Annotated in this window: 27 protein-coding genes and 1 pseudogene; 15 read left to right on the top strand and 13 right to left on the bottom strand. The window is 49.6% G+C overall.

Going from position 1 to position 26,156, the window contains the following annotated elements:
* Positions 1 to 8: 8 nt before the first annotated feature.
* Together D9742_RS23365 and rluB are read left to right on the top strand one after the other, a co-directional pair.
* Positions 9 to 132: pseudogene (locus tag D9742_RS23365) on the top strand (hypothetical protein); the annotation flags it as partial.
* A 269-nt stretch (positions 133 to 401) separates the two neighbouring features.
* Positions 402 to 1,274, top strand: coding sequence for a 23S rRNA pseudouridine(2605) synthase RluB (rluB, locus tag D9742_RS07425; RefSeq protein ID WP_001291216.1), 873 nt, complete (start codon positions 402 to 404; stop codon positions 1,272 to 1,274).
* 39 nt (positions 1,275 to 1,313) lie between these two features.
* Here the strand turns inward: rluB and cobO are convergent, their stop codons facing one another.
* Positions 1,314 to 1,904 (bottom strand): cob(I)yrinic acid a,c-diamide adenosyltransferase, encoded by a 591-nt coding sequence (cobO, locus tag D9742_RS07420; RefSeq protein WP_130236467.1) that lies wholly within the window; start codon positions 1,902 to 1,904, stop codon positions 1,314 to 1,316.
* Complete coding sequence (locus tag D9742_RS07415) at positions 1,901 to 2,659, bottom strand: YciK family oxidoreductase (protein ID WP_130236466.1); 759 nt, start codon at positions 2,657 to 2,659, stop codon at positions 1,901 to 1,903. The genes cobO and D9742_RS07415 overlap by 4 nt, the downstream gene beginning before the upstream one ends.
* A 218-nt stretch (positions 2,660 to 2,877) precedes the next feature.
* Between D9742_RS07415 and sohB the strand changes: the two genes are divergently transcribed.
* The gene (sohB, locus tag D9742_RS07410) at positions 2,878 to 3,927 is read left to right on the top strand and encodes a protease SohB (RefSeq protein ID WP_130236465.1); all 1,050 of its coding nucleotides are present in this window, start codon (positions 2,878 to 2,880) and stop codon (positions 3,925 to 3,927) included.
* Positions 3,928 to 3,962: 35 nt separating this feature from the next.
* On the opposite strand, the gene D9742_RS07405 is transcribed toward sohB, so the two are convergent.
* Positions 3,963 to 4,214, bottom strand: a complete 252-nt coding sequence (locus D9742_RS07405; RefSeq protein WP_130208857.1) for a YciN family protein — start codon at positions 4,212 to 4,214, stop codon at positions 3,963 to 3,965.
* Positions 4,215 to 4,593: 379 nt separating this feature from the next.
* Here D9742_RS07405 and topA point away from each other — a divergent pair, with 379 nt between their 5' ends.
* The 6 genes from topA (at position 4,594) to acnA (ending at position 12,058) form a co-directional block, all read left to right on the top strand.
* Positions 4,594 to 7,191, top strand: a complete 2,598-nt coding sequence (gene topA, locus D9742_RS07400; RefSeq protein ID WP_130236464.1) for a type I DNA topoisomerase — start codon at positions 4,594 to 4,596, stop codon at positions 7,189 to 7,191.
* Between the two features lie 209 nt (positions 7,192 to 7,400).
* A complete protein-coding gene (gene cysB, locus D9742_RS07395; protein WP_064527218.1) occupies positions 7,401 to 8,375 on the top strand; it encodes an HTH-type transcriptional regulator CysB in 975 nt (324 codons plus the stop codon).
* A gap of 319 nt (positions 8,376 to 8,694) precedes the next feature.
* Positions 8,695 to 8,835: a YmiA family putative membrane protein gene (locus D9742_RS07390; RefSeq protein ID WP_214251104.1), complete on the top strand. Its 141-nt coding sequence runs from the start codon at positions 8,695 to 8,697 to the stop codon at positions 8,833 to 8,835.
* 2 nt (positions 8,836 to 8,837) lie between these two features.
* Positions 8,838 to 9,008: a hypothetical protein gene (locus D9742_RS07385; RefSeq protein WP_130236463.1), complete on the top strand. Its 171-nt coding sequence runs from the start codon at positions 8,838 to 8,840 to the stop codon at positions 9,006 to 9,008.
* Between the two features lie 115 nt (positions 9,009 to 9,123).
* Complete coding sequence (ymiC, locus tag D9742_RS07380; RefSeq protein WP_130236462.1) at positions 9,124 to 9,219, top strand: small membrane protein YmiC; 96 nt, start codon at positions 9,124 to 9,126, stop codon at positions 9,217 to 9,219.
* A gap of 163 nt (positions 9,220 to 9,382) precedes the next feature.
* On the top strand, positions 9,383 to 12,058 hold the full coding sequence (acnA, locus tag D9742_RS07370) for an aconitate hydratase AcnA (RefSeq protein WP_130236461.1): 2,676 nt from the start codon (positions 9,383 to 9,385) through the stop codon (positions 12,056 to 12,058).
* Positions 12,059 to 12,121: 63 nt separating this feature from the next.
* Here acnA and ribA read toward each other — a convergent pair whose 3' ends face one another.
* Positions 12,122 to 12,712 carry a GTP cyclohydrolase II gene (gene ribA / locus D9742_RS07365; RefSeq protein WP_064527224.1) on the bottom strand — a complete coding sequence of 197 codons (591 nt, stop codon included), beginning with the start codon at positions 12,710 to 12,712 and terminating at the stop codon, positions 12,122 to 12,124.
* Between the two features lie 168 nt (positions 12,713 to 12,880).
* On the opposite strand from ribA, the gene pgpB reads away from it, so the two are divergent.
* The 5 genes from pgpB (at position 12,881) to yciH (ending at position 16,535) form a co-directional block, all read left to right on the top strand.
* Complete coding sequence (pgpB, locus tag D9742_RS07360) at positions 12,881 to 13,645, top strand: phosphatidylglycerophosphatase B (protein ID WP_130236460.1); 765 nt, start codon at positions 12,881 to 12,883, stop codon at positions 13,643 to 13,645.
* Positions 13,646 to 13,793: 148 nt separating this feature from the next.
* The gene (gene lapA, locus D9742_RS07355) at positions 13,794 to 14,102 is read left to right on the top strand and encodes a lipopolysaccharide assembly protein LapA (protein WP_130208843.1); all 309 of its coding nucleotides are present in this window, start codon (positions 13,794 to 13,796) and stop codon (positions 14,100 to 14,102) included.
* Positions 14,103 to 14,108: 6 nt separating this feature from the next.
* Positions 14,109 to 15,278, top strand: a complete 1,170-nt coding sequence (lapB, locus tag D9742_RS07350; RefSeq protein ID WP_130236459.1) for a lipopolysaccharide assembly protein LapB — start codon at positions 14,109 to 14,111, stop codon at positions 15,276 to 15,278.
* A gap of 193 nt (positions 15,279 to 15,471) precedes the next feature.
* A complete protein-coding gene (pyrF, locus tag D9742_RS07345) occupies positions 15,472 to 16,209 on the top strand; it encodes an orotidine-5'-phosphate decarboxylase (RefSeq protein ID WP_130236458.1) in 738 nt (245 codons plus the stop codon).
* Positions 16,209 to 16,535, top strand: a complete 327-nt coding sequence (gene yciH, locus D9742_RS07340) for a stress response translation initiation inhibitor YciH (RefSeq protein WP_130236457.1) — start codon at positions 16,209 to 16,211, stop codon at positions 16,533 to 16,535. Before pyrF ends, yciH begins: the two co-directional genes overlap by 1 nt.
* 126 nt (positions 16,536 to 16,661) lie before the next feature.
* On the opposite strand, the gene osmB is transcribed toward yciH, so the two are convergent.
* The 4 genes from osmB to pdeR form a co-directional block, all read right to left on the bottom strand.
* The gene (gene osmB / locus D9742_RS07335) at positions 16,662 to 16,880 is read right to left on the bottom strand and encodes an osmotically-inducible lipoprotein OsmB (RefSeq protein ID WP_000498252.1); all 219 of its coding nucleotides are present in this window, start codon (positions 16,878 to 16,880) and stop codon (positions 16,662 to 16,664) included.
* A gap of 266 nt (positions 16,881 to 17,146) precedes the next feature.
* Positions 17,147 to 17,896: a DNA-binding transcriptional regulator YciT gene (locus D9742_RS07330; RefSeq protein WP_130236456.1), complete on the bottom strand. Its 750-nt coding sequence runs from the start codon at positions 17,894 to 17,896 to the stop codon at positions 17,147 to 17,149.
* A 93-nt stretch (positions 17,897 to 17,989) separates the two neighbouring features.
* Complete coding sequence (gene yciZ / locus D9742_RS07325; protein ID WP_130208833.1) at positions 17,990 to 18,163, bottom strand: protein YciZ; 174 nt, start codon at positions 18,161 to 18,163, stop codon at positions 17,990 to 17,992.
* Between the two features lie 148 nt (positions 18,164 to 18,311).
* Positions 18,312 to 20,297 (bottom strand): cyclic di-GMP phosphodiesterase, encoded by a 1,986-nt coding sequence (pdeR, locus tag D9742_RS07320; RefSeq protein WP_130236455.1) that lies wholly within the window; start codon positions 20,295 to 20,297, stop codon positions 18,312 to 18,314.
* Positions 20,298 to 20,359: 62 nt separating this feature from the next.
* On the opposite strand from pdeR, the gene D9742_RS07315 reads away from it, so the two are divergent.
* Complete coding sequence (locus tag D9742_RS07315; RefSeq protein WP_130236527.1) at positions 20,360 to 20,473, top strand: hypothetical protein; 114 nt, start codon at positions 20,360 to 20,362, stop codon at positions 20,471 to 20,473.
* 63 nt (positions 20,474 to 20,536) lie between these two features.
* Here the strand turns inward: D9742_RS07315 and rnb are convergent, their stop codons facing one another.
* From rnb to sapF, 5 genes are all read right to left on the bottom strand, one after another.
* Positions 20,537 to 22,471 (bottom strand): exoribonuclease II, encoded by a 1,935-nt coding sequence (gene rnb, locus D9742_RS07310; protein ID WP_130236454.1) that lies wholly within the window; start codon positions 22,469 to 22,471, stop codon positions 20,537 to 20,539.
* Positions 22,472 to 22,538: 67 nt separating this feature from the next.
* Positions 22,539 to 23,666 carry a CMD domain-containing protein gene (locus D9742_RS07305; protein ID WP_130236453.1) on the bottom strand — a complete coding sequence of 376 codons (1,128 nt, stop codon included), beginning with the start codon at positions 23,664 to 23,666 and terminating at the stop codon, positions 22,539 to 22,541.
* A 143-nt stretch (positions 23,667 to 23,809) separates the two neighbouring features.
* Positions 23,810 to 24,598, bottom strand: coding sequence for an enoyl-ACP reductase FabI (fabI, locus tag D9742_RS07300; protein ID WP_000506490.1), 789 nt, complete (start codon positions 24,596 to 24,598; stop codon positions 23,810 to 23,812).
* 317 nt (positions 24,599 to 24,915) lie between these two features.
* Positions 24,916 to 25,278 (bottom strand): DUF559 domain-containing protein, encoded by a 363-nt coding sequence (locus D9742_RS07295; RefSeq protein WP_130236452.1) that lies wholly within the window; start codon positions 25,276 to 25,278, stop codon positions 24,916 to 24,918.
* Between the two features lie 70 nt (positions 25,279 to 25,348).
* The gene (gene sapF, locus D9742_RS07290) at positions 25,349 to 26,155 is read right to left on the bottom strand and encodes a peptide ABC transporter ATP-binding protein SapF (protein ID WP_000573415.1); all 807 of its coding nucleotides are present in this window, start codon (positions 26,153 to 26,155) and stop codon (positions 25,349 to 25,351) included.
* Between the last annotated feature and the right edge of the window lies 1 nt (position 26,156).

Raw genomic sequence — 26,156 nt, 5'->3', positions numbered from 1 at the left:
GGAAGACAATGGCAGGGATATTACGCTGCATTATTTTGTTGTTGGTCGTTGGGCGGTGTGTATCCCGATGGTGTTCTCGACGTTAAAGAGAATATTCATTTCCTGACGAGAAATATGCAGATTAAACAAGGAGTTAGCTGCTTGGTCTATACTGGTTTGTTGGGGCTGATTTTTTCCAGTGGTGGTACTGGCGCTGGTGGTGGTTGGTAATAAAGCCGATGTTAATCGAAACAAGCTTTAACCATAAAGATCGTGTATGATGTTCCGCCTCAAAGGCAGGCCAGCTACGGCCTGAAGAGTTCAAACAGACTTTAATATCAGTGGGTCTGGTGATAATTCTGGCCCACTGCTGCACAAAAGCATACCAGACGCCTGGGAAGGCGACACCAAAAGGAAGCTCAATGAGCGAAAAGTTACAGAAAGTGCTGGCGCGTGCCGGCCACGGTTCTCGCCGTGAAATCGAATCTATTATTGAAGCCGGTCGTGTGAGTGTCGATGGCAAAATTGCTAAACTCGGCGATCGCGTTGAAGTTACCCCTGGGCTGAAAATCCGTATCGATGGTCACCTGATTTCGGTACGTGAGTCCGCTGAACAAATCTGTCGCGTTCTGGCCTATTACAAACCGGAAGGTGAGTTGTGTACCCGTAACGATCCGGAAGGGCGTCCAACGGTGTTTGACCGTCTGCCAAAGCTGCGTGGAGCACGCTGGATTGCCGTAGGTCGTCTGGACGTTAACACCTGTGGTCTGTTGCTGTTCACCACCGACGGTGAACTGGCAAACCGTTTAATGCATCCAAGCCGCGAAGTTGAACGTGAATATGCCGTGCGCGTATTTGGTCAGGTTGACGACGCGAAACTGCGTGATTTAAGCCGTGGTGTGCAGCTGGAAGACGGTCCGGCAGCCTTTAAAACCATCAAGTTCAGCGGCGGCGAAGGGATCAACCAGTGGTACAACGTTACTCTGACCGAAGGCCGTAACCGTGAAGTTCGTCGTTTGTGGGAAGCGGTTGGTGTGCAGGTAAGCCGCCTAATCCGTGTTCGTTACGGTGATATCCCACTGCCGAAAGGTCTGCCACGAGGCGGCTGGACGGAGCTGGATCTTGCCCAGACTAACTATCTGCGTGAGCTGGTGGAATTACCGCCAGAAACCAGTTCTAAAGTTGCTGTAGAAAAAGACCGTCGTCGCATGAAGGCGAATCAGATTCGTCGTGCGGTGAAACGTCACAGTCAAGTGAGCGGCGGACGTCGTTCTGGTGGGCGTAATAACGGTTAATCAAAGTATGCCGGACGTCATATCCGGCATTTTTACAGATTAGTAATCAATCCCTATCTGCGCTTTTACGCCAGCATCAAACGCATGTTTCACGGGGCGTAACTCACTTACCGTATCCGCCAGTTCGAGTATATCCCGATGACAGCCTCGACCCGTAATAATGACGGTTTGCTGATGTGGACGTTCATTTAACGCCTGAATCACTTCTTCCAGTGGCAAATAGTCATACGCCACCATATAAGTCAGCTCATCAAGCAAAACCATATCCAGTGAAGGATCTGCCAGCATCCGTTTGGCATGTTGCCAGACTTCACGACAGGCGGCGGTATCAGACTCGCGATTTTGCGTATCCCAGGTAAAGCCTGTTGCCATCACCTGAAACTCGACGCCATGTGGCTCCAGCAAATTGCGCTCGCCGTTAGGCCAGGTCCCTTTAATAAACTGCACGACGCCCACTTTTTTGCCATGGCCAACCGCGCGAGTTGCTGTACCAAATGCCGCGGTGGTTTTGCCTTTTCCATTGCCAGTAAATACGATGATAATGCCGCGTTCATCCTGGGCCTGGGCCACACGGGCATCTACTTTCTCTTTCACTCGCTGTTGACGCTGTTGGTAGCGTTCATCATTCATTGGGAAATTCCTGGTTTACGGCCCGGTTGGGCGTCAAAGGTCATGCCGGTTTTACGGCGGCTGTCATCGCCCATCAGCCAAAGGTAGAGCGGCATGATATCAGCGGGTGTTTTGAGTTTCAGTGGATCTTCGGTCGGGAAGGCACTGGCACGCATTGCGGTGCGCGTACCACCTGGGTTAATGCAGTTGACGCGCAGACGCTGCTGATATTCATCGGCCAGTACCTGCATCATCCCTTCGGTGGCAAATTTCGACACTGCATATGCCCCCCAGTTGGCACGTCCCTGACGTCCAACGCTTGATGAAGTAAAGACCAGTGAACCAGCGTCCGATTTGAGTAATAAAGGAAGCAGTGCCTGGGTGAGCATAAAGGTGGCATTAACGTTGACCTGCATAACGTCCTGCCAGACCTGCGGGTTTTGCTCGCGCATTGGGCAAACGTCGCCAAGCAATCCGGCATTATGCAGCACGCCGTCCAGACGTGGATAATTAACAGCAATGCGCTGTGCCAGTTGTTGGCAGTCTTCGGACGTACAGGTCAGTAAATCAAGAATAAACCACTGCGGCTGGCGTCCTGTCTCTTCGAACGCGCTCTGGGCCACCTGACGTAATTTTTCTTCGTTCCGGCCCAGCAGAATGACCGTCGCGCCATAGCGCGCATAAGTTAAAGCGGCTTCACGGCCAATGCCGTCGCTGGCGCCTGTCACCAGGATAATACGATCATTAAGTAAATCTTGTTTTGGTTGGTAATGCATGGCTACTCCCCGACGACATCAACAGTCGCGCTGCCAGTGTACTTTATGACTTTGGGGTTTTATGCCTGAAACAGAAGGTCATTTCAATCAGCCTGGGGCGATAACGCCGCAAAATGAATACTTTGTCATACTTTCGCCGCAATAACATCTCTGCGAGACGGTTTAACATGCCTGTTGTAAACTGTGAGCCAAAGCGTTGTTTAACCAAGGTGGGACTCGTGGAATTGTTGTCTGAATATGGTTTGTTTTTGGCGAAAATCGTCACTGTTGTGGTGGCGATTGCGGCTATTGCCGCCATTATTGTCAATGTTGCTCAACGTAATAAACGCCAGCGTGGCGAGTTACGCGTCAACAATCTCAGCGAACAGTATAAGGAGATGAAAGAAGAACTGGCTGCGGCGCTGATGGATCCGCATCAGCAAAAACAGTGGCACAAAGCGCAGAAGAAAAAGCACAAGCAAGAAGCGAAGGCAGCGAAAGCAAAAGCTAAGCTGGGCGAGGTGGCTACCGAAAGCAAGCCACGTGTCTGGGTGCTGGATTTCAAAGGCAGTATGGATGCCCATGAAGTGAACGCGCTACGTGAAGAGGTCACTGCGGTACTCGCGGCATTTAAACCGCAGGATCAGGTAGTTCTGCGTCTGGAAAGTCCCGGCGGCATGGTACATGGTTACGGTCTGGCGGCTTCACAGTTGCAGCGCCTGCGCGATAAAAATATTCCTTTAACCGTTACGGTAGACAAAGTGGCTGCCAGCGGCGGTTACATGATGGCCTGTGTGGCGGATAAAATTGTTTCAGCGCCGTTTGCCATTGTTGGCTCCATTGGTGTTGTTGCGCAAATGCCTAACTTTAACCGCTTCCTGAAAAGCAAAGACATTGATATCGAACTGCACACTGCCGGGCAATATAAGCGCACGCTGACATTGCTGGGTGAAAATACAGAAGAAGGGCGCGAGAAATTCCGCGAAGAACTGAACGAAACGCATCAGTTATTTAAAGATTTTGTGAAGCGTATGCGTCCATCTCTGGACATTGAACAGGTGGCAACCGGGGAACACTGGTACGGACAACAGGCGGTGGAGAAAGGCCTGGTTGACGAAATCAACACCAGTGATGAAGTGATCCTTAGCCTGATGGAAGGCCGTGAAGTGGTCAATGTGCGTTATATGCAACGTAAACGGTTGATCGATCGATTCACTGGTAGCGCGGCAGAGAGCGCCGACCGATTGTTGCTACGCTGGTGGCAACGCGGGCAAAAGCCGTTGCTGTAAAAGATAAACGCGAGGGTAAAACCTCGCGTTTTGCTTTAATCGACCAGATGGTATTTTTCCGAGAGCACATGGGCCAGGTGTTTGAACATATTAAACACCGCGGTGCTTTTCGCTGTCGGCAATCCTTGTTCATCTAAAAAATAATCGCCGCTAAACACCAGCACGCCATTACGCTGCGTGACGCCGGTGGCTTCAATTCCTGCGAGCGTATCCTCATGCTCACGAATGATTTTGTTAGCCTCTTTCAACAGCGTTTCGCGGTCGATGGGTTGTGTCTCTTTGTTCATTATTTACTCCTTAAACAAGGACATTAGTCTACGCCAGGCATGGCTTGCAGACAAATATACCACGCTGACGGCAAGAGCGCCTTACTGGCAACTTTGGATTTTGCATGCTAATAAAGTTGCGTAACGGATTTTATCAGGTACAGTGTGACGCTTTCGTCAATCTGGCAATAGATTTGCTTGACATTCGACCAAAATTACGTCGTGCTATAGCGCCTGTAGGCCAAGACCTGTTAACTCAGTCACCTGAATTTTCGTGAACAGAGTCACGACAAGGGGTTGATATCCGCAGAGAGCGAGTCCATATCGGTAACTCGTTGCCAGTGGAAGGTTTATCAATGTGCGACGCATTCCTGGAAGAATCAAATTAGGTAAGGTGAATATGGGTAAAGCTCTTGTCATCGTTGAGTCCCCGGCAAAAGCCAAAACGATCAACAAGTATCTGGGTAGTGACTACGTGGTGAAATCCAGCGTCGGTCACATCCGCGATTTGCCGACCAGTGGCTCAGCTGCCAAAAAGAGTGCCGACTCTACCTCCACCAAGACGGCTAAAAAGCCTAAAAAGGATGAACGTGGCGCTCTCGTCAACCGTATGGGGGTTGACCCGTGGCACAATTGGGAGGCGCACTATGAAGTGTTGCCAGGTAAAGAGAAGGTCGTCTCTGAACTGAAACAACTGGCTGAAAAAGCCGACCACATTTATCTCGCAACCGACCTTGACCGCGAAGGGGAAGCCATTGCATGGCACCTGCGGGAAGTGATTGGTGGTGATGATGCGCGCTATAGCCGAGTGGTATTTAACGAAATTACTAAAAACGCGATTCGTCAGGCATTTAACAAGCCTGGTGAGCTGAACATCGATCGTGTTAATGCCCAGCAGGCGCGTCGCTTTATGGACCGCGTGGTGGGGTATATGGTTTCTCCGCTGCTGTGGAAAAAAATTGCGCGTGGTCTGTCTGCCGGTCGTGTTCAGTCGGTGGCGGTCCGTCTGGTGGTCGAACGTGAGCGTGAAATTAAAGCGTTCGTACCGGAAGAGTTCTGGGAAGTGGATGCCAGCACGACCACGCCATCCGGCGAAGCATTGGCTTTGCAGGTAACCCATCAGAATGACAAACCGTTCCGTCCGGTAAATAAAGAACAAACTCAGGCCGCGGTAAGTCTGCTGGAAAAAGCGCGCTATAGCGTGCTGGAACGTGAAGACAAACCGACCACCAGTAAACCTGGCGCTCCTTTTATTACCTCCACGCTGCAACAGGCTGCCAGCACCCGTCTTGGTTTTGGCGTGAAAAAAACCATGATGATGGCGCAGCGTCTGTATGAAGCAGGCTATATCACTTACATGCGTACCGACTCCACTAATCTGAGTCAGGACGCGGTAAATATGGTTCGCGGTTATATCAGCGATAATTTTGGTAATAAATATCTGCCAGAAAGTCCGAATCAGTACGCCAGCAAAGAAAACTCACAGGAAGCGCACGAAGCGATTCGTCCTTCTGACGTCAATGTGATGGCGGAATCGCTGAAGGATATGGAAGCGGACGCACAGAAACTTTACCAGTTAATCTGGCGTCAGTTCGTTGCCTGTCAGATGACCCCAGCGAAATATGATTCCACCACGCTGACCGTTGGTGCAGGTGATTTCCGCCTGAAAGCACGCGGACGTATTCTGCGCTTTGATGGCTGGACGAAAGTGATGCCTGCGCTGCGTAAAGGCGATGAAGATCGTATTTTACCGGCAGTCGATAAAGGCGATGCTCTGACGCTCGTTGAACTGACACCAGCCCAGCACTTTACCAAGCCGCCAGCCCGTTTCAGTGAAGCATCGCTGGTTAAAGAACTGGAAAAACGTGGTATCGGTCGTCCGTCTACCTATGCGTCGATCATTTCGACCATTCAGGATCGTGGCTATGTGCGAGTAGAAAATCGTCGTTTCTATGCGGAAAAAATGGGCGAAATCGTCACCGATCGCCTGGAAGAGAATTTCCGCGAGTTAATGAACTACGACTTCACCGCGCAGATGGAAAACAGCCTCGACCAGGTGGCAAATCACGAAGCGGAATGGAAAGCTGTACTGGATCACTTCTTCTCGGATTTCACTCAGCAGTTAGATAAAGCTGAAAAAGATCCGGAAGAGGGGGGTATGCGTCCGAACCAGATGGTTCTGACCAGCATCGACTGCCCGACCTGTGGTCGCAAAATGGGTATTCGCACAGCGAGCACCGGGGTATTCCTTGGCTGTTCTGGCTATGCGCTGCCGCCGAAAGAGCGTTGCAAAACCACCATTAACCTGGTGCCGGAAAACGAAGTGCTGAACGTGCTGGAAGGCGAAGACGCTGAAACCAACGCGCTGCGCGCAAAACGTCGTTGCCCGAAATGCGGCACGGCGATGGACAGCTATCTCATCGATCCGAAACGTAAGTTGCATGTCTGTGGTAATAACCCAACCTGCGACGGTTACGAGATCGAAGAGGGCGAATTCCGCATTAAAGGTTATGACGGCCCGATCGTTGAGTGTGAAAAATGTGGCTCTGAAATGCACCTGAAAATGGGGCGTTTCGGTAAATACATGGCCTGCACCAACGAAGAGTGTAAAAACACGCGTAAGATTTTACGTAACGGCGAAGTGGCGCCACCGAAAGAAGATCCGGTTCCGCTGCCAGAATTAGCGTGCGAAAAATCAGATGCTTATTTCGTGCTGCGTGACGGCGCTGCTGGCGTGTTCCTGGCTGCCAACACCTTCCCGAAATCTCGTGAAACGCGTGCACCGCTGGTGGAAGAGCTTTATCGCTTCCGCGACCGTCTGCCGGAAAAACTGCGTTATCTGGCGGATGCGCCACAGCAGGATCCAGATGGTAATAAGACAATGGTTCGCTTTAGCCGTAAAACCAAACAGCAATATGTCTCTTCGGAAAAAGACGGAAAGGCAACTGGCTGGTCAGCATTTTATGTTGATGGCAAATGGGTTGAAGGAAAAAAATAACCTTTAAGTCTGTCAGGTTTTTATAAACAAAGGGTCGCAAAAGCGGCCCTTTTTCATTGCATATTATTTTTTCTACATACCTATACACTAAAGCTATAAATGATATAGTGGTTATAGTTATCACTTTTTTTATTATTAAATCGTATTAGTCACCCGCCAGGTGTGACGAAAAAACGATGTTCTGATGGCGTCTAATTGGATGGTTTAACATGAAATTACAACAACTTCGCTATATTGTTGAGGTAGTCAATCATAACCTGAATGTCTCCTCAACGGCTGAAGGACTTTATACATCACAACCCGGGATCAGTAAGCAAGTCAGAATGTTGGAAGATGAGCTGGGCATTCAAATTTTTTCCCGTAGCGGTAAGCACCTGACGCAGGTAACCCCCGCAGGGCAGGAAATTATTCGTATTGCTCGTGAAGTGTTGTCAAAGGTCGACGCCATTAAATCCGTCGCCGGTGAGCACACCTGGCCTGATAAAGGTTCGCTGTATATTGCCACGACCCATACTCAGGCACGTTATGCGCTGCCAAATGTCATTAAAGGCTTTATCGAGCGTTATCCTCGAGTTTCTTTGCATATGCATCAGGGCTCGCCAACACAAATTGCTGATGCAGTCTCTAAAGGTAATGCCGATTTCGCAATTGCCACGGAAGCCCTGCATTTATATGAAGATTTAGTGATGTTGCCGTGCTACCACTGGAACCGGGCTATTGTGGTAACCCCGGATCATCCTCTGGCGGGCAAAAAGGAAATCACGATTGAAGAACTGGCGCAGTATCCGCTAGTAACCTATACCTTCGGCTTTACTGGCCGTTCCGAACTGGACACAGCCTTTAACCGCGCAGGGCTGACGCCGCGTATTGTCTTCACAGCAACTGACGCTGACGTCATTAAAACCTATGTCCGTCTTGGGCTCGGAGTAGGGGTGATTGCCAGCATGGCGGTCGATCCGGTTTCAGACCCCGATCTGGTGCGTGTCGATGCACATGATATCTTCAGCCACAGCACAACTAAAATTGGTTTTCGCCGTAGTACGTTTTTACGCAGCTATATGTATGATTTCATTCAGCGTTTTGCGCCGCATTTAACGCGAGACGTCGTTGATGCCGCCGTTGCACTGCGTTCCAATGAAGAAATTGAAGTCATGTTCAAAGATATCAAATTGCCAGAAAAATAATTACCCACGTTATTTCCGGCATCTTTTTATGTGACAAAGGTGCCGGAATATATCCTCTATTTATTTTTATTTGTTAGTCGCTCATAATATAAATATCCACAAATTTTTTACGGTAAATCGGGCTTAAAGTAGTGTCTATTTATCCGCGTTGCAAACTCCACTCTTCAAATATCTATTTCAGGTCAAAAGATTGAATTATTCACTGGAAACGATTCGTAAATTCGCTGGATTTTTGACTAAAGTTTCATTAGGATTTGTCCTATCATTTGATTAATTATACCAATCGTTTAGCGTCGTGCTGATAAGTGATGGCGATTATATGAGGTTAGCAATGCCTTCTGGAAATCAGGCCCCCCGCCGGGACCCTGAATTAAAACGCAAAGCCTGGCTTGCGGTATTTCTTGGTTCAGCGCTCTTTTGGGTGGTTGTCGCACTGCTGATTTGGAAAGTGTGGGGGTAACTATGGTTGTTCAGGAGCAACATCAGGAGCCGTCACCATTATGTCAGTACAATGACAATGAAACGGAAACGAAACGGGACTGTTCCGTCGTTTTACCCCATAGCTGGAAACTAACACCGCAACAGCAAGCCTTTATAGAGATGTTTGCTGAAGATGATCAGCAGAAACAATAATTATCATCATTCTTGTTAACCAATATATTAATGAATTAAACGGCTTTTAATACACCACAGCAATAACAGGTTGAGTTATCTCAACATAAAGTAATAACAGTTAAGGGTGTAGCCTATGATCACTACAAATATGAAATACTGGTCCTGGATGGGCGCATTTTTTCTGTCGATGCTATTCTGGGCCGAACTCCTCTGGATTGTTACTCACTAATCCCTGACCCCGCTGCGGCGGGGTTTTCTTTTACTTTGCCACAAGGCTTCTCCTCTTTTATCAATTTGAGTTGTTATCAAATCGTTACGCGATGTTTGTGTTATCTTTAATATTCACCCTGAAGAGAATCAGGGCATCGCAACCCTGTCATTAAGGAGGAGCTATGTCGTCAACCCTACGAGAAGCCAGTAAGGACACGTTGCAGGCCAAAGACAAAACTTACCACTACTACAGCCTGCCGCTTGCTGCCAAATCACTGGGTGATATCACCCGTCTGCCTAAATCACTCAAAGTTCTGCTCGAAAACCTGCTGCGCTGGCAGGACGGCAATTCGGTCACCGAAGAAGATATTCATGCGCTGGCGGGATGGCTGAAAAATGCCCATGCTGACCGTGAAATTGCCTACCGCCCGGCAAGGGTGCTAATGCAGGATTTTACCGGCGTGCCTGCTGTTGTTGATCTGGCGGCAATGCGCGAAGCGGTTAAACGCCTCGGCGGCGATACTGCGAAGGTGAATCCGCTCTCACCGGTCGATCTGGTGATTGACCACTCTGTGACCGTCGATCGCTTTGGCGATGATGAGGCATTTGAAGAAAACGTACGCCTGGAAATGGAGCGCAACCACGAGCGTTATGTGTTTCTGAAATGGGGACAACAGGCGTTCAGTCGTTTTAGCGTCGTGCCGCCAGGCACCGGGATTTGCCACCAGGTGAACCTGGAATATCTCGGTAAGGCTGTGTGGAGTGAGTTGCAGGAGGGTGAGTGGATTGCTTATCCGGATACGCTCGTCGGTACCGACTCGCACACGACAATGATCAACGGCCTTGGTGTGCTGGGCTGGGGCGTTGGTGGGATCGAAGCGGAAGCAGCGATGTTAGGTCAGCCAGTTTCCATGCTTATTCCTGATGTGGTGGGCTTTAAACTCACCGGTAAACTCCGTGAAGGCATTACCGCCACCGATCTGGTGCTGACCGTTACTCAGATGCTACGTAAACATGGCGTAGTAGGTAAATTCGTCGAATTTTACGGTGATGGCCTGGACTCACTGCCACTGGCTGATCGTGCGACCATTGCCAACATGTCGCCGGAATATGGTGCGACCTGCGGCTTCTTCCCAATCGATGCTGTCACTCTCGATTACATGCGGTTAAGCGGGCGTAGTGAAGACCAGGTTGAACTGGTTGAGAAATATGCTAAAGCGCAGGGGATGTGGCGTAACGCAGGTGATGAGCCGATTTTTACCAGTACGTTAGAACTGGATATGAATGACGTTGAAGCTAGTCTGGCAGGGCCAAAACGCCCACAAGATCGCGTTGCACTGCCCGATGTACCCAAAGCTTTTGCCGCCAGTAACGAACTGGAAGTGAACGCCACGCATAAAGATCGCGAGCCAGTCGATTATGTAATGAACGGGCATCAGTATCAGTTGCCGGATGGCGCAGTGGTTATTTCCGCGATAACGTCGTGCACCAACACCTCTAACCCCAGCGTGCTGATGGCCGCAGGTTTGCTGGCGAAAAAAGCCGTAACTATGGGCCTCAAGCGACAACCGTGGGTCAAAGCATCTCTCGCACCTGGCTCGAAGGTGGTTTCTGACTATCTGGCAAAAGCCAAACTGACGCCGTATCTTGATGAACTTGGCTTTAACCTTGTGGGCTATGGCTGTACCACCTGTATTGGTAACTCTGGTCCGTTACCGGATCCTATCGAAACCGCGATCAAAAAAGGCGATTTAACCGTTGGCGCGGTACTGTCTGGCAATCGTAACTTTGAAGGCCGTATTCATCCGCTGGTTAAAACCAACTGGCTGGCCTCGCCGCCGCTGGTAGTTGCCTATGCGCTGGCGGGAAATATGAATATCAACCTGGCTTCTGACCCTATCGGCCATGATCGCAAAGGCGATCCGGTATATCTGAAAGATATCTGGCCATCTGCTCAAGAGATTGCCCGCGCTGTTGCGCAAGTCTCTACTGAAATGTTCCGTAAAGAGTACGCGGAAGTTTTCGAAGGAACTGCAGAGTGGAAAGAGATTAAGGTTGTACGATCAGATACCTACGGATGGCAGGATGATTCAACCTACATTCGCTTATCACCTTTCTTTGATGAAATGCAGGCAACACCTGCGCCAGTGGAAGATATTCACGGCGCGCGAATTCTTGCAATGCTGGGTGATTCGGTTACCACTGACCATATCTCTCCGGCGGGCAGTATTAAGCCTGATAGCCCGGCGGGTAGATATCTACAAGGTCGTGGTGTTGAGCGTAAAGACTTTAACTCCTACGGTTCGCGTCGTGGTAACCATGAAGTGATGATGCGTGGCACGTTCGCCAATATTCGCATTCGTAACGAAATGGTGCCTGGTGTTGAAGGGGGGATGACGCGCCATCTACCAGGCAATGATGTTATCTCTATTTATGACGCGGCGATGCGCTATCAGCAGGAGAAAACACCGCTGGCGGTCATTGCCGGGAAAGAATATGGGTCAGGTTCGAGTCGAGACTGGGCGGCAAAAGGCCCGCGTTTGCTCGGTATTCGCGTGGTGATTGCCGAATCGTTTGAACGTATTCACCGTTCGAATTTAATCGGCATGGGCATTTTGCCGCTGGAGTTTCCGCAAGGTGTGACGCGTAAATCGTTAGGGCTGACGGGGGAAGAGAAGATTGATATTGCCGATCTGCAGAATCTTCAACCTGGCGCTACGGTTCCTGTGATACTAACGCGAGCTGATGGTGCTCAGGACGTTGTGCCATGCCGTTGTCGCATCGACACTGCAACGGAATTAACCTATTACCAGAACGACGGTATTTTGCATTATGTCATTCGTAATATGTTGAAGTAATTTAGCTTTATTTGCCGGATGATGGATCATCCGGCAAATATATTAAAACCGTAGCGAACAGAGTTATTTGTTGAGCAAATGGCCCATTTTCTCGGCTTTAGTATCGAGATAGTGTTCATTATTTGGGTTACGACCAACAATCAACGGCACGCGTTCAACAATGTTGATACCCGCTTCGGTCAGAATTTCGACTTTTTTCGGGTTGTTGGTTAACAGACGGACTTCATTGACGCCCAGTAACTTGAACATATCGGCGCAGAGGGTGAAATCACGTTCATCAGCGGCGAAACCTAACTGATGATTGGCCTCTACAGTATCGTAACCTTGATCCTGTAACGCATAAGCTCGGATTTTATTCAACAAACCGATGTTACGTCCTTCCTGACGGTGGTACAGCAAAATACCACGGCCTTCTTCGGCAATGTGTGTCAGTGCCGCTTCAAGCTGGAAGCCGCAATCGCAGCGCAAGCTGAACAGGGCATCACCGGTCAGACACTCAGAATGGACGCGTGCCAGGACAGGGGTATGTCCTGAAATATCGCCATAAACTAACGCGACATGATCGTGTCCGGTTGCCAGTTCTTCAAATCCCACCATCAGGAAATCGCCCCATGGGGTTGGCAGTTTGGCTTCTGCCACACGTTTAAGCTGCATGAAATTCTCCAGATAATGCTGGTTCTGTATTGGCTTATTTTGCCATAACGCGAAGGGGTTCTCCTAATCACGACGCGCCAATCGTTCACTGAATGGCACAAATCTGTCAATTTTTACTGGAGCAGGCATTTTCAGTTATGATTGTGGGAATTATAAAAAGGAGAGGCCATGCGTTCGATTGCCAGACGTACCGCAGTGGGAGCTGCACTATTACTTGTAATGCCGGTAGCTGTATGGATTTCTGGCTGGCGTTGGCAACCAGGAGATCAAAGTTGGCTGTTAAAAGCGGCCTTTTGGGTCACTGAAACCGTCACTCAGCCCTGGGGCGTCATTACACATCTGATTTTATTCGCTTGGTTTCTCTGGTGTCTGCGTTTTCGCCTCAAAGCCGCAATTATGCTGTTTACCATTCTGGCTGCGGCGATCCTCATTGGACAAGGAGTGAAATCCTGGATAAAAGATAAAGTTCAGGAGCCGCGTCCCTTTGTGATATGGCTGGAAAAAACACATCATATTCCGGTTGGGGAGTTCTACACTTTAAAACGTGCGGAACGCGGAAGTTTAGTGAAAGAACAGTTGGCTGCAGAAAATAATATACCGGGCTATTTACGCTCTCACTGGCAGAAAGAGACGGGTTTTGCCTTTCCTTCCGGTCACACCATGTTTGCTGCCAGTTGGGCGCTGCTGGCCGTTGGGTTACTGTGGCCGCGTCGGCGAACGTTCACCATTGCACTCTTGCTGGTTTGGGCCACGGGAGTCATGGGAAGCCGCCTACTGCTCGGGATGCATTGGCCGCGTGATTTGGTGGTGGCTACATTGATATCGTGGGCGCTGGTGGCGGTGGCAACCTGGCTTGCACAACGAATTTGTGGGCCACTAACACCACCTCCGGAAGAAAATCGTGAGATAGCGCAACGAGAAGAAGAAAGTTAACGCTGGTTGATTTTCTGATTTTCGCCCTTAAATCACCAACAATGCACGTAGTTGCCATTTCGCAGTCGGCGTGAAAATGGTACTTTAAAGGGCTATTGCGGTAAGTTGACCATAATTTATGCGCTCTAACCACATAACGGGAAGTAATGTGAAATATTTACTCATTTTCTTATTGGTGTTAGCGATTTTCGTGATCTCGGTCACATTAGGTGCGCAGAACGATCAACAGGTGACGTTTAACTATCTGTTAGCGCAAGGGGAGTATCGTATCTCTACTTTGCTGGCGGTATTGTTTGCTGCGGGTTTTGCTATCGGTTGGTTAATTTGTGGACTGTTCTGGCTGCGAGTTCGTGTTTCTCTGGCGCGTGCTGAACGTAAAATAAAGCGACTGGAAAACCAGCTTTCACCCGCGACTGATGTGGCGGTAGCGCCGCATGCGTCAGTGGCGAAGGAATAACCTTCTATGCTGGAGTTGTTGTTTCTGCTTTTGCCTGTAGCCGCTGCCTATGGCTGGTATATGGGCCGCAGAAGTGCGCAACAAAACAAGCAAGATGAAGCAAACCGCCTGTCGCGTGATTACGTGGCAGGGGTTAACTTTCTGCTTAGCAATCAACAAGATAAAGCGGTGGACCTGTTCCTCGATATGCTCAAAGAGGACACCGGCACTGTTGAAGCCCACCTTACGCTCGGAAACTTGTTCCGATCCCGTGGCGAAGTCGATCGCGCAATTCGCATCCACCAAACCTTAATGGAAAGCGCCTCGCTGACCTATGAACAGCGCCTATTGGCAATTCAGCAACTGGGTCGTGATTACATGGCTGCCGGGTTGTACGATCGTGCGGAAGATATGTTTAATCAATTGACTGATGAAACTGACTTCCGCGTTGGCGCATTGCAACAACTCCTGCAAATCTACCAGGCCACCAGTGAATGGCAAAAGGCGATCGATGTCGCCGAACGTTTGGTTAAGCTGGGTAAAGATAAACAGCGGGTTGAAATAGCTCATTTCTATTGTGAATTGGCTCTTCAATACATTGCCAGCGACGATCTCGATCGAGCCATGACGTTGCTGAAAAAAGGGGCTGCGGCCGACAAAAACAGCGCGCGCGTATCCATCATGATGGGGCGTGTATTTATGGCCAAAGGCGAGTACGGCAAAGCGGTCGAAAGCCTGCAACGCGTTATTTCTCAGGACAGAGAACTGGTCAGCGAAACGCTGGAAATGCTGCAAACCTGCTATCAGCAACTGGGTAAAACTGCCGAATGGGCCGAGTTTCTCCAGCGAGCGGTGGAAGAAAATACGGGTGCTGATGCTGAACTGATGCTTGCTGACATCATTGAGTCGCGTGATGGGAGCGATGCAGCTCAGGTTTATATTACGCGCCAGTTGCAACGTCACCCCACCATGCGCGTGTTCCACAAATTGATGGATTACCATCTCAATGAAGCGGAAGAAGGGCGTGCAAAAGAGAGTCTGATGGTGCTGCGCGATATGGTTGGTGAGAAGGTACGCAGTAAGCCGCGTTATCGCTGCCAGAAGTGCGGTTTTACCGCTTATACCCTCTACTGGCATTGTCCGTCCTGTCGGGCCTGGTCGACCATTAAACCAATTCGCGGTCTGGACGGCCTGTAATTTTTAAAAAAAATCGACTTTAGTTACAACATACTAATAGTTGTTTGCAACAAATGTGCTTCGGTAACTCCTACATGGAAAAGCCTCGCAGGGGAGAAATCGCAACTGTTAATTTTTTATTTCCACGGGTAGAATGCACGCCGTTTACCTTTTTCGCGCCACTTCCGGTGCCCATCATCAAGAAGGTCTGGTCATGACGTTAACTGCTTCATCTTCTTCCCGCGCTGTTACGAGCTCTTCCGTCGTTGTTGCCCTCGATTATAATAATCGGAATGCCGCGTTGGCATTTGTCGACAAAATCGACCCACGCGATTGTCGTCTGAAAGTTGGCAAAGAGATGTTTACGCTGTTTGGTCCACAGTTTGTCCGTGAACTGCAAGAGCGTGGTTTTGATATCTTCCTTGACCTGAAATTTCACGACATTCCCAACACAGCAGCGCACGCCGTGGCCGCAGCGGCTGACTTAGGTGTGTGGATGGTGAATGTTCATGCCTCTGGCGGGGCGCGAATGATGACCGCAGCTCGTGAGGCGCTGGTTCCGTTTGGCAAAGACGCGCCGTTGTTAATAGCGGTAACTGTGCTGACCAGCATGGAATCAAGCGATCTGGCGGACCTCGGCGTGACACTGTCACCAGCAGATTATGCAGAACGTCTGGCAGCGCTGACACAAAAATGTGGTCTTGATGGCGTGGTGTGTTCTGCCCAGGAAGCCGTTCGTTTTAAACAAGCGTTTGGTCAGGACTTCAAACTGGTTACGCCGGGTATTCGTCCGCAGGGAAGTGATGCTGGCGACCAGCGCCGCATTATGACGCCAGAACAGGCGCTGGCGGCTGGGGTTGATTATATGGTGATTGGTCGCCCGGTGACGCAATCTGCGGACCCAGCGCAAACGCTGAAAGCGATCAACGCCTCGTTACAGCGGAGTGCATAATGAGTGATTCCAACAGCCGTCTGGTCTATTCAACGGAGACTGGACGTATCGATGAACCGAAAGTGGCCCCTGTACGGCCTAAAGGTGACGGCGTTGTGCGTATTCAACGTCAAACCAGCGGCCGCAAAGGTAAGGGTGTTTGCCTGATTACTGGTGTTGATCTCGATGAAGCTGAACTGACAAAGCTAGCGGCAGAACTGAAGAAAAAATGCGGGTGCGGAGGGTCAGTAAAAGAGGGAATTATCGAAATTCAGGGAGATAAGCGTGATTTATTAAAATCAATGCTCGAAGCGAAAGGTATGAAGGTAAAGCTCGCTGGCGGTTAACAAAAAAAGCCACGGAAATATTCCGTGGCTTTCGTTTATTTTACTGTGTGTATTATTCAGTTATTTCGTACTGAACAGAGTTAAGCGTATTATAATTGCGAGTCGCTAATCGACATTTATTTACGATTATTTACCGACCTGGTGGCCAATAATACCACCGACTGCTGCGCCGCCTAACGTACCCAGCGTGCTACCGTCAGTCAGTACTGCACCACCTAAAGCACCTGCACCCGCACCGATTGCGGTATTGCGATCTCGTTTAGACCAGTTGGAACAGGCACTCAGAGACATAGCCAGCGTAATCGCCAGAACAGCCGCGGTCATTTTTTTGCTCGTTACAAACATAATACTCTCTCCTGAATTTATGATTCACGGAAGTAAGCTCTCTTTAACTATAATAGTTAAGATGCTTTCTGAAAAAGTTATTTTCCGTGAAATCCTCTCGCGCAGGGTTATATCACGCAGGTGACAGTCACTTCCTGTTATATCGCTAATGTTAATTTTATGACTTTGAGGTTTTAAGTACAGGTAAATAGTCTTAATTAACAGCCAGGAATCATCTTAGAGCGGATGATTTGCAAAACGGCAAATCATCCATAGAGGAGGGGGAATTAATTATCGACGACGTGAACCGTCAGTTTATTATGCTCAAGATGCAACAGGTGGCTGGCAGGTATCTTCGAGTCGGTGATGACCCGTTTGATTTTCTCAACAGGGCCAATGGAGTAAGAATGTACGGCACCAAATTTTGAGCTGTCCGTCAGAACTATTGCTTCGCACTCTTTTTCCAGCACTGCATTGACCACGTCGGTACGCATCATGTCGCGCCCAGTAAATCCAGTTTCAGGTTGCCAGCCATCAATACCAATAAATGCCTTACTGAAATGAACCTGCTGGATACACTGACGTGTCAGAGGGCCAACCATGCTTTCGCTTTTTTTCTGGTACACGCCACCGAGTAAAATGACTTCACAGGGGGCGTCTTTCAACAAATGCGCAATGTAGCTGCTAACCGTAATGATGGTTACATCTTTCTTCTGTTCGCCTAACGTGCGAGCCAGAAGGGCATTGCTGCTGCCATTTTCAATAAAGATAGTTTCACCTGGTTGAACCAGAGAGGCCGCAAACTCAGCAAGTTCACGCTTCAGCGTATAATTACTCATCATCCGGGTTTCAACATCATCGCTATCAAGCGAAACCGCAAAACCATGTGCACGGCGCAGATAACTCAGTTTTTCGAGGGTGTTGAGATCCTGGCGAATAGTAACTTCAGAAACACCAGTGGCTTTTGCCAGTTCGGTTACGCTAACCTGACCCTGGTCAATGACCATCTGTAGAATTTTTTGTTGTCGGGAATTCATCGCTGTAATTCTTATAACGTTATAATATTCAATAAAAAAGCTGACGCGCCTGGCATCCTTTTCTGCTAAATGGAAAGCCTGAAAGCACGACTGTTAAATCTCCCACGGTGCCTTCGGGATGTCTGGCGTAGATGCAGCAACCTGGCGCAAGAGTTCTGCTTTAAGTATCTCGAGATTATGGATCGCAGAGTGGTGATCGCCCGCCACAAGGATATCTAACACAATATCAATACGTTCGGCAACGCGCTGGGCATCAAATTCAGACATGAGGGCATCCTTATGGCAAATAAAGGTAAAAATGAATAATGCAAAAATTGCCCCTAAAAGAAAAGCGTATAGTGGCAAAGGCCAATTTTCATTCGAGAAAATGACATGTGATAAGATTATATATCGCTAATTATATACATTCGTCTCTTTATAAGCGTTTCAGGTAACGTTTAAACCAACGTTCGAAGGCCACGGCAGGCATTGGTTTGGCAAACAAAAATCCTTGTCTCTCATTGATGCCGTTTTTGGTCAAAAAGGCATCTTCTTTTGCGCTTTCCACGCCTTCGGCGATGACTTGCAGATTCAATGCCTGGGCGACGGCGACAATCGCGCGCACTAATGACTGCGAGACAGGTTGTTTGTGAATATTACGGACAAAAGCCTGGTCAAGTTTAATCGCATCAATGGGAAAGCGGGCCAGTTGCGAAAGCGAAGAGTAGCCGGTGCCAAAATCATCCAAATGCACTTGTGCGCCTAACTGACTAAATTGCTGAATAACGCAGAGGGCGAGATCATCATTTTCTATCAGACAGCTCTCAGTTAACTCGATATCAATAGGGCAGTATTCAAAATTCAGTTCTTGAAGAACCTGTTTCAGATCGGTAAAAAGAGTTTGATCGGCAAACTGGCGAGCAGAGATGTTCACCGCGACTCGCAGATTAATGCCTTTGTCACGCCATTTCGCTATCTGACGCACCACCTCGAGAATCACCCAACGTCCTAATGGAACAATTAGCCCAGACTCTTCTGCATAGGAAATAAAGTCTAACGGGGGAATTAGTCCGCGTTCAGGCGACTGCCAGCGCACCAACGCTTCCAGACTTCTTACTTCACCTCGCCAGGTGATTTTCGGTTGATAGTGAATAACTAACTGATCGTTTTCCAGTGCCTTGCGCAGGTTGGTATCAAGCCAGAGATATTCGAAAACCCGTTGGTTCATTTCTGGCGAAAAAACACAGAATTGTCCGCGTCCACCTTCTTTTGCGGTGTACATTGCGGTATCGGCATGGCGAATAATGGCTGCGCTGTCCATACCATGTTGTGGCGAAAGTGAAATACCGACGGAACAGCCTGTATAGACTTCTATTAAACCAATGCGGAAGGGTTGGCGAAGCCGGGTTAAAATACGCGATGCCATCGCTTCCAGTGCGCTTTGTGATGTATTGGGCGCCAGCACCAGAAACTCATCCCCGCCAGGACGAGCCAGCACCTGATCCTGTTCAAGGCAGCTTAAAATGGCCAGTGACACCTCACGTAACAACTGGTCGCCAAATAAATGCCCGTAAGCGTCGTTTACCTTTTTAAAATTGTCTAAATCAAGGTATACAACACCAACTTTACAGTCGTCAGCCTGATTAATAGCATGATCGATTAACTCCTGCATGGCGTTACGATTCGGCAGTCCGGTGATGCTGTCGGTATTTGCCAGTATGCGGAGCCGTTCCTGGGCGCGACGCTCTTCGGTAATATCGGTACCGGAGCAGATTAAATAGATCTCATTTTTGCCGCTACCGCTGTGCACAAATTTATTGCGAAACAGAAATAGCCGTTGACCTTTGCGCGTTGGTATCCAGAGCTCAATTTCATAAGCATTGCCACTGCGAAAAAAGCCACGGTTATTACGGCTGGATGCTGCAGCTTCACGACGACTCATAAACAGCTTAAATACGCTTTGCCCAATGACATCGTGCTCTTTGAAACCTGTGTATTCTTCACATAATCGGTTAAAACGTTGGATATTCCCCCGGCTGTCAAGAATGACTATCGCGGAATGAGCTTCAGACACTACCTGTTCAGCAAAAGAGAGTCCATGCGATAAATCGCGGGCTACTGCAAGTGTGTCATGCCATGCAAACGCGTTGCCTCCCCACTCGCGCTTATTGATTTTTCGTCCAACCAGATGCACAGAAAGATCGCTCTCATTGACGGTCAGACTCATCATCAGGCTGGAAGTGATGACCGTCATTTCCCTGATGCGAGCAGCCTGTTCGGCAGTTAACTGCAAAGTACGTTCAGGTTCTGTGGTTTCGGCGGCGGAAAAGCGCAAAACATCGCTGCTTTCCGACAAACGCCAGTATGGGTTGTGCGATCCGAGAAAGTTGTACAACGTTGTGGACTCCCTAACTGTTTTCATGAAGCGTGTCTTCCGGTTAACAGCGGAGTTCGCGATTAAAAGAAAGGTCCAACACGACTTACATAAAATTAGCGACGGCTAAACGTATTGTTTTATTTATATATTTATTTGTAATCCAGTTTTGGAAAAACGCCAGTTTACAAACGAAAGTCTGTGAAAAAAATCTGGGGGGATAAAAACGAATGCGGAGAAGAATAAAGTAAACGGCCCATCCGTAATGAATGGGCCGCAAAATAATATTACGCTACCGGACGAGCAATAATGCTGCGAGTTTCCATGCGAACTTCGGCAATAGTGACGTCGATAACATCAGTTACCTTGTAAACCGTTTCACCTTTAATCTGCACGGTGCCGTTTTCCTGGCTGCAAACCAGTTCATCGCGCACGGCGTGTAAGAATGGTGCAGGAATAAAGGCGATAGCGCCATTATCAACCAGACGCACTCGCATGCCGCCACGGCTGATATCAACGATTTCCGCTGCAAAACGGGTGTCGGTCCCGGCTTTGTCTTTCAGGAAACGGGCGTATAACCAGTCACCGACATCACGCTCCGCCATCCGGTTGAGACGACGACGTTCAGCCATTTGTGCGGTGATATCATCCTGCGGACGCGTTGCCGTTTCGCCTTTAATAATCGCTTTCAGCAGGCGATGGTTGATCATGTCGCCATATTTACGGATCGGCGAGGTCCAGGTGGCATACGCTTCCAGGCCGAGGCCAAAGTGAGGGCCTGGCTCAGTGCTGATTTCGGCAAAGGACTGGAAACGACGAATACGGCTGTCGAGGAAACCGGTCGGTTGCGCATCCAGTTCGCGACGCAGCTTGCAGAAACCATCCAGCGTGAGCACTTCTTCAGCATCGACATGCAGGCCGTGCGTTTTTAGCAATGCTGCAAGCGCTTCAGCATTTGCCGGATCAAAGCCCATATGCACGTTATAGATGCCAAAACCGAGCTTATCGCGCAGTACGCGGGCAGCACAAATGTTAGCCGCAATCATCGCTTCTTCGACGATACGGTTGGCGATACGACGAGGCTCTGCGACAATATCCAGCACTTCACCTTTTTCACCGAGAATAAAACGGTAATCCGGGCGATCTTTAAACACCAGTGCATGGTTATGGCGCCACTCACCGCGACGCTGACAAATTTGCGCCAGGAGGCGAATTTGTTCGGCAATTGCCTCACTGTCTGGCTGCCAGTCGCCGGTGTTTTCCAGCCAGTCGGAAACCTGGTCATAAACCAGTTTCGCTTTGGACTCGATAGTAGCGGCAAAGAATTCGATATTATCTTCAATGGTGCCATCAGCAGAGAGCGTCATCCGACACGCCAGTACCGGGCGAACTTCATTGGCGCGCAGTGAGCAGAGATCGTCGGAAAGCTCACGCGGCAGCATTGGAATGTTGAAACCTGGCAGATAGTTGGTGAATGCACGAACTTTTGCCGCCTTGTCCAGCTTGCTACCTTCTGCAATCCACGCGGTTGGATCGGCAATCGCCACGATCAGTTGCAGTTTGTCATCCGGGAGAGCCTTCGCGAAGAGGGCGTCATCCATATCTTCCGTGCTGGCGCTATCGATGGTGACAAAATCCAGTGCAGTCAGATCTTCGCGCACCAGACCTTCGTCGAGCATTTCAGTAGCAACGCCGTTCGGCGCTTCTTTTTCCAGGTTATGACGCGCCAGAGTTACCCACCACGGTACGAAGTGATCGTCGCCAAAAGTGATGTACTGCGTGAGTTCTGCATAGAAAGAACGATCGCCTTTCAATGGATGACGGCGCATTTCGGCAACCGCCCAGTCGCCTTCTTTAAACTCGTGGTTCAGGCCACGGGCAGCGCGGCAAGGAATGGCGTCTTTTAAGAGTGGATGATCAGGAATGATGGCCAGACGGTCATTTTTGCCCTGAACTTTACCCACGAAACGAGTCAGAAACGGTTCAACCAGTTCTTCTGGCTCTGCGGATTCACGCTCTTTTTCACTGTGGATCACCGCGATAATTCGGTCGCCATGCATGACTTTTTTCATTTGCGGCGGCGGAATGAAATAACTTTTCTGTGCATCGACTTCCAGGAAGCCAAAGCCTTTTTCAGTGGCTTTTACCACCCCTTCAGCGCGGGGCGTCTGGGAATGCAGTTGCTGTTTAAGCTGCGCTAGCAGCGGGTTGTCCTGAAACATAATTGTCTATTTTCGTGGCCATTAGAGCGGCTGACAGTTTTACGCGATTCTGCCTGACGCAGCAAGGTTAATATGTTTCACCCAACGCGATTTTTAAGCGATTGATCCAGCCACAAAGCCCGCTCCATACCAACAGATTAATAACCTGCGTTGATGATATTTCGTGTTCGAGTAATGGGCTTAACTGGGCGGCGCTAAAGCGATCGGGTGCTCGGGTCAGCCATTGTATCGCCTGAACGGTGGCGCGCTCAACAGAATGACGGTCAGCCCATTGGTTAATTTCATTTTCGCCCTGACGTAGAATGGGGATTGCCTCTTTATATTCTTTTGTTGAATGTGTTTGGGTAGCGAAGCAGGTACTGCTGCCATTAATCCGCGCGGTTAACAACGTTGCAAGTTGATGGCTGGGTTTTGCTCTAACCAATGTGCTGGTGAATAGCTCCTCAAGACGTGAAAGTAGAGCAGGGTGAAGGTTGAGTATTTCGGTCAGTTGGCAGAGTTCAACCGTCGAACTGTTCACCGCATCTTCAGATGATTTTTCTACGGCGTAGCAGGTACGCCAGCGAGTTGATTCATTCGCAAACAGTGAAGTATCGGCATAGTTTTGCATCTCCAGACCGGGTAGCCAACGTACTGGTTGCTCGAGATAAGCCTGCAATGTGGCAATCACTCGCGCCTGAAAACCGACAAAGCCAATAATTTGGTTAATGAACACACAGTCCCAGGCGGTAAGGCCGACATCTTTAAGATGCTCACGGGAGCGGCCGTCAATAATAGATGGAGAGAAGGCCAGTTGGCGGGCATATTGTGTGATTTGCGCCAGCCGATGATTGCTCTCCCTGGAGGAATCCGGTCCGGGAAGCGGTGTCAGGCGCGCGGAATAGTAGTTACACAACCGCTGAACGCCGCAGACCTGGGCAACCGTCAGGGCTGTAGACAGACGTTCATAAGCGGTGAATGTCTGCAATCGGGTCACTGCCAGCTGATCCGGGAACAAATCTCCAGCAAGTGCACGTGCGGGTGCCAGCCATGACTGAAAGGGGGCCAGCGTTTGTTCCTCAAGAATCACGTCGAGCAAAAAAGGGTCGTTGACCTTTGCGGCTTCGGGGACAAGTGGCAGAACGTTATGCTCTGAAGTGCTGGATTGGATCTCGTGATACCAGTGGCTTTTGCCTGAACTGTGGCGTTGTTCCATGGGCGCTCCTTGGTCATAACGGAAATCGTTATCCTGACTCAAGGCGGGAAGGGGAGAAAGACGGATCGGCGATAACAAATATCAGAAAGATATAACAGAGAAAACGGGCGACAGAGCGCCGCCCATCTTGACCAACTGAATGATTATTTCAGTTCCAGTTCGTTCATTGCAGCGATGCTGAAACCGCCGTCAACGTGGACCACTTCGCCGGAGATACCGGCAGAGAGATCGGAGCACAGGAACGCTGCGGAGTTACCCACATCTTCAATGGTAACGGTACGACGAATCGGCGTAACGGCTTCGCAGTGTGCCAGCATTTTACGGAAGTCTTTGATGCCAGAAGCGGCCAGCGTACGGATCGGGCCTGCGGAGATGGCGTTAACACGAACGCCTTCCGGCCCCATTGCGTTGGCCATATAGCGCACGTTAGCTTCCAGAGACGCTTTCGCCAGACCCATAACGTTGTAGTTCGGAATAGCGCGCTCAGCGCCCAGGTAGGAAAGGGTCAGCAGAGCAGAACCCGGATTCAGCATGGAGCGGCAAGCTTTTGCCATTGCAACAAAGCTGTAAGAGCTGATGTCGTGGGCAATTTTGAAGCCTTCACGGGTAACGGCGTTAACATAGTCGCCATCCAGCTGATCGCCTGGTGCAAAACCAATAGAGTGTACAAAGCCGTCAAACTTCGGCCAGACTTTACCCAGTTCAGCGAACATGGTGTCGATGCTGGCATCTTCTGCAACATCGCACTGCAGAACGATGTCAGAACCCAATTGAGCGGCAAATTCTTCTACGCGGCCTTTCAGTTTGTCGTTCTGGTAGGTGAATGCCAGTTCAGCTCCTTCGCGGTGCATCGCCTGAGCGATACCGTAGGCGATGGATAGTTTGCTGGCAACACCGGTTACCAGAATGCGCTTACCGGAAAGAAAACCCATAGCTTTAATCCTTATTGTTGATGCTTGTTGTGCCTGAAAATCAGGCGATTCGTCGTTTTAGTAAACAGTACGAACAGATAAACGGTTATTATAATCAACCTGGCTGTGGGTGGCTATAGTTGCCAGGTCCGACCGGAGCAGGGCGCGGGCATTGGTGTATGCTTTTCCCCTCACCCTAACCCACTCCCCAGAGGGGCGAGGGGACTGCCTTGTGCGCGATTGATGTGTCGTGCAGGTTTGTTGCAAATTGTATTAACCGCTCTTTGCTGAACATTTTTATCGCAGCTGCACCAGGCACGTACAGCCCCCTCGCCCTTTCAGGGTGAGGGTTGGGGTGAGGGTGACCGGCGGTTCAGTTCCTGCAGAATAATCTCCAGCACCGCCTCCTCATTACAATCAACCTCGTTATTCCAGAAACGCAGCACGGTCCAGCCCTGCGACTCAAGCCAGCGTGTGCGCTTGGTATCATAGGCAACTGCCAAATCATGCTGCCCTCCATCCAGCTCGACTACTACACGCGCCGAGCAGCAGGCAAAATCAAGAATGTAATTCCCCACCGGATGTTGTCGACGAAATTTAAAGTCACAAAAGCGGCGGCTGCGAAAATATCGCCATAGTTTGCGTTCTTGCGGGGTTAGAGTGCGTCTTAAATCACGGGCATTTGATTTTATTTTATCCATCCGCCCATTCTGACAAGAATTAATCCCTTGTCAGAATGAGGTGAATAATCTGGAAGGAGGGTTCAGATAATCAGCGATCTTTACGCCATGCATCCGCCGTCAGCGCTTCGCCAAAGTGGCCGGAAATGAGCCGCTTGGTAAGTTCATGCAGCGGCGACGCCAACACATCCGCAGTACTACCGCGTTCGACGACTTCGCCCTGATGCATCACCAGAACCTGGTCGCTGATGTGCTTCATCATCCCGATATGCTGGGTAACATAAATATACGAAATGCCTTGTTTCTCTTGTAACTCCAGCATCAGATTAATTAACTGCGAACGCATCGACATATCCAGCGAGGCGAGGGCTTCATCGGCAATAATGACCTTGGGGCGCAATATCAGTGCGCGCGCCAGACCAAGACGCTGTTTTTGCCCTGGTGCCAACATATGCGGATAGTAACTGACGTGATCCGGCAGCAGTCCGACCATTCGCATTGTTTCAATTATCTGTTTCCGACGCTGTTCCGGTTCCAGGTCTGTATTCAAACGCAGTGGAAAATCAAGGATCTGCGAAATACGTTGACGCGGATTCAATGAAGTCGACGGATCCTGAAAAATCATGCGAATACGCTGGCTTCGGAAGGAATAATCACCAAAATGTAGAGGGTGATCGTCAATCAATAACTCGCCGCTGGTTGGCTCAATCATTCCTGCCAGCATCTTTGCCAGCGTCGATTTACCGGAACCGTTCTCACCAATAATCGCCAACGTCTGGCGTTCACGCAGCGTAAAGCTCAATGGTTTTACCGCTTCGACTGTCTGACGGCGAAACCAGCCGGTCCTGTAGCGGAACGTTTTGCTTAAATTACGCACTTCGAGCAGAGTTTCTATCATC

Origin of the sequence: Escherichia sp. E1V33 (assembly GCF_004211955.1) — a bacterium.
GTDB lineage: Bacteria > Pseudomonadota > Gammaproteobacteria > Enterobacterales > Enterobacteriaceae > Escherichia.
Note: the sequence above shows the minus strand (reverse complement) of the source record. Positions and strands in the feature narration are given on the sequence as shown.

Excerpts from the sequence above, each read along its gene's own strand:
- rluB (WP_001291216.1), top strand. The coding sequence starts at position 402 with ATGAGCGAAAAGTTACAGAAAGTGCTGGCGCGTGCCGGCCACGGTTCT.
- cobO (WP_130236467.1), bottom strand. The coding sequence starts at position 1,904 with ATGAATGATGAACGCTACCAACAGCGTCAACAGCGAGTGAAAGAGAAA.
- D9742_RS07415 (WP_130236466.1), bottom strand. The coding sequence starts at position 2,659 with ATGCATTACCAACCAAAACAAGATTTACTTAATGATCGTATTATCCTG.
- D9742_RS07405 (WP_130208857.1), bottom strand. The coding sequence starts at position 4,214 with ATGAACAAAGAGACACAACCCATCGACCGCGAAACGCTGTTGAAAGAG.
- topA (WP_130236464.1), top strand. The coding sequence starts at position 4,594 with ATGGGTAAAGCTCTTGTCATCGTTGAGTCCCCGGCAAAAGCCAAAACG.
- cysB (WP_064527218.1), top strand. The coding sequence starts at position 7,401 with ATGAAATTACAACAACTTCGCTATATTGTTGAGGTAGTCAATCATAAC.
- D9742_RS07390 (WP_214251104.1), top strand. The coding sequence starts at position 8,695 with ATGAGGTTAGCAATGCCTTCTGGAAATCAGGCCCCCCGCCGGGACCCT.
- D9742_RS07385 (WP_130236463.1), top strand. The coding sequence starts at position 8,838 with ATGGTTGTTCAGGAGCAACATCAGGAGCCGTCACCATTATGTCAGTAC.
- ymiC (WP_130236462.1), top strand. The coding sequence starts at position 9,124 with ATGATCACTACAAATATGAAATACTGGTCCTGGATGGGCGCATTTTTT.
- acnA (WP_130236461.1), top strand. The coding sequence starts at position 9,383 with ATGTCGTCAACCCTACGAGAAGCCAGTAAGGACACGTTGCAGGCCAAA.
- ribA (WP_064527224.1), bottom strand. The coding sequence starts at position 12,712 with ATGCAGCTTAAACGTGTGGCAGAAGCCAAACTGCCAACCCCATGGGGC.
- pgpB (WP_130236460.1), top strand. The coding sequence starts at position 12,881 with ATGCGTTCGATTGCCAGACGTACCGCAGTGGGAGCTGCACTATTACTT.
- lapB (WP_130236459.1), top strand. The coding sequence starts at position 14,109 with ATGCTGGAGTTGTTGTTTCTGCTTTTGCCTGTAGCCGCTGCCTATGGC.
- pyrF (WP_130236458.1), top strand. The coding sequence starts at position 15,472 with ATGACGTTAACTGCTTCATCTTCTTCCCGCGCTGTTACGAGCTCTTCC.
- yciH (WP_130236457.1), top strand. The coding sequence starts at position 16,209 with ATGAGTGATTCCAACAGCCGTCTGGTCTATTCAACGGAGACTGGACGT.
- osmB (WP_000498252.1), bottom strand. The coding sequence starts at position 16,880 with ATGTTTGTAACGAGCAAAAAAATGACCGCGGCTGTTCTGGCGATTACG.
- D9742_RS07330 (WP_130236456.1), bottom strand. The coding sequence starts at position 17,896 with ATGAATTCCCGACAACAAAAAATTCTACAGATGGTCATTGACCAGGGT.
- yciZ (WP_130208833.1), bottom strand. The coding sequence starts at position 18,163 with ATGTCTGAATTTGATGCCCAGCGCGTTGCCGAACGTATTGATATTGTG.
- pdeR (WP_130236455.1), bottom strand. The coding sequence starts at position 20,297 with ATGAAAACAGTTAGGGAGTCCACAACGTTGTACAACTTTCTCGGATCG.
- rnb (WP_130236454.1), bottom strand. The coding sequence starts at position 22,471 with ATGTTTCAGGACAACCCGCTGCTAGCGCAGCTTAAACAGCAACTGCAT.
- D9742_RS07305 (WP_130236453.1), bottom strand. The coding sequence starts at position 23,666 with ATGGAACAACGCCACAGTTCAGGCAAAAGCCACTGGTATCACGAGATC.
- fabI (WP_000506490.1), bottom strand. The coding sequence starts at position 24,598 with ATGGGTTTTCTTTCCGGTAAGCGCATTCTGGTAACCGGTGTTGCCAGC.
- D9742_RS07295 (WP_130236452.1), bottom strand. The coding sequence starts at position 25,278 with ATGGATAAAATAAAATCAAATGCCCGTGATTTAAGACGCACTCTAACC.
- sapF (WP_000573415.1), bottom strand. The coding sequence starts at position 26,155 with ATGATAGAAACTCTGCTCGAAGTGCGTAATTTAAGCAAAACGTTCCGC.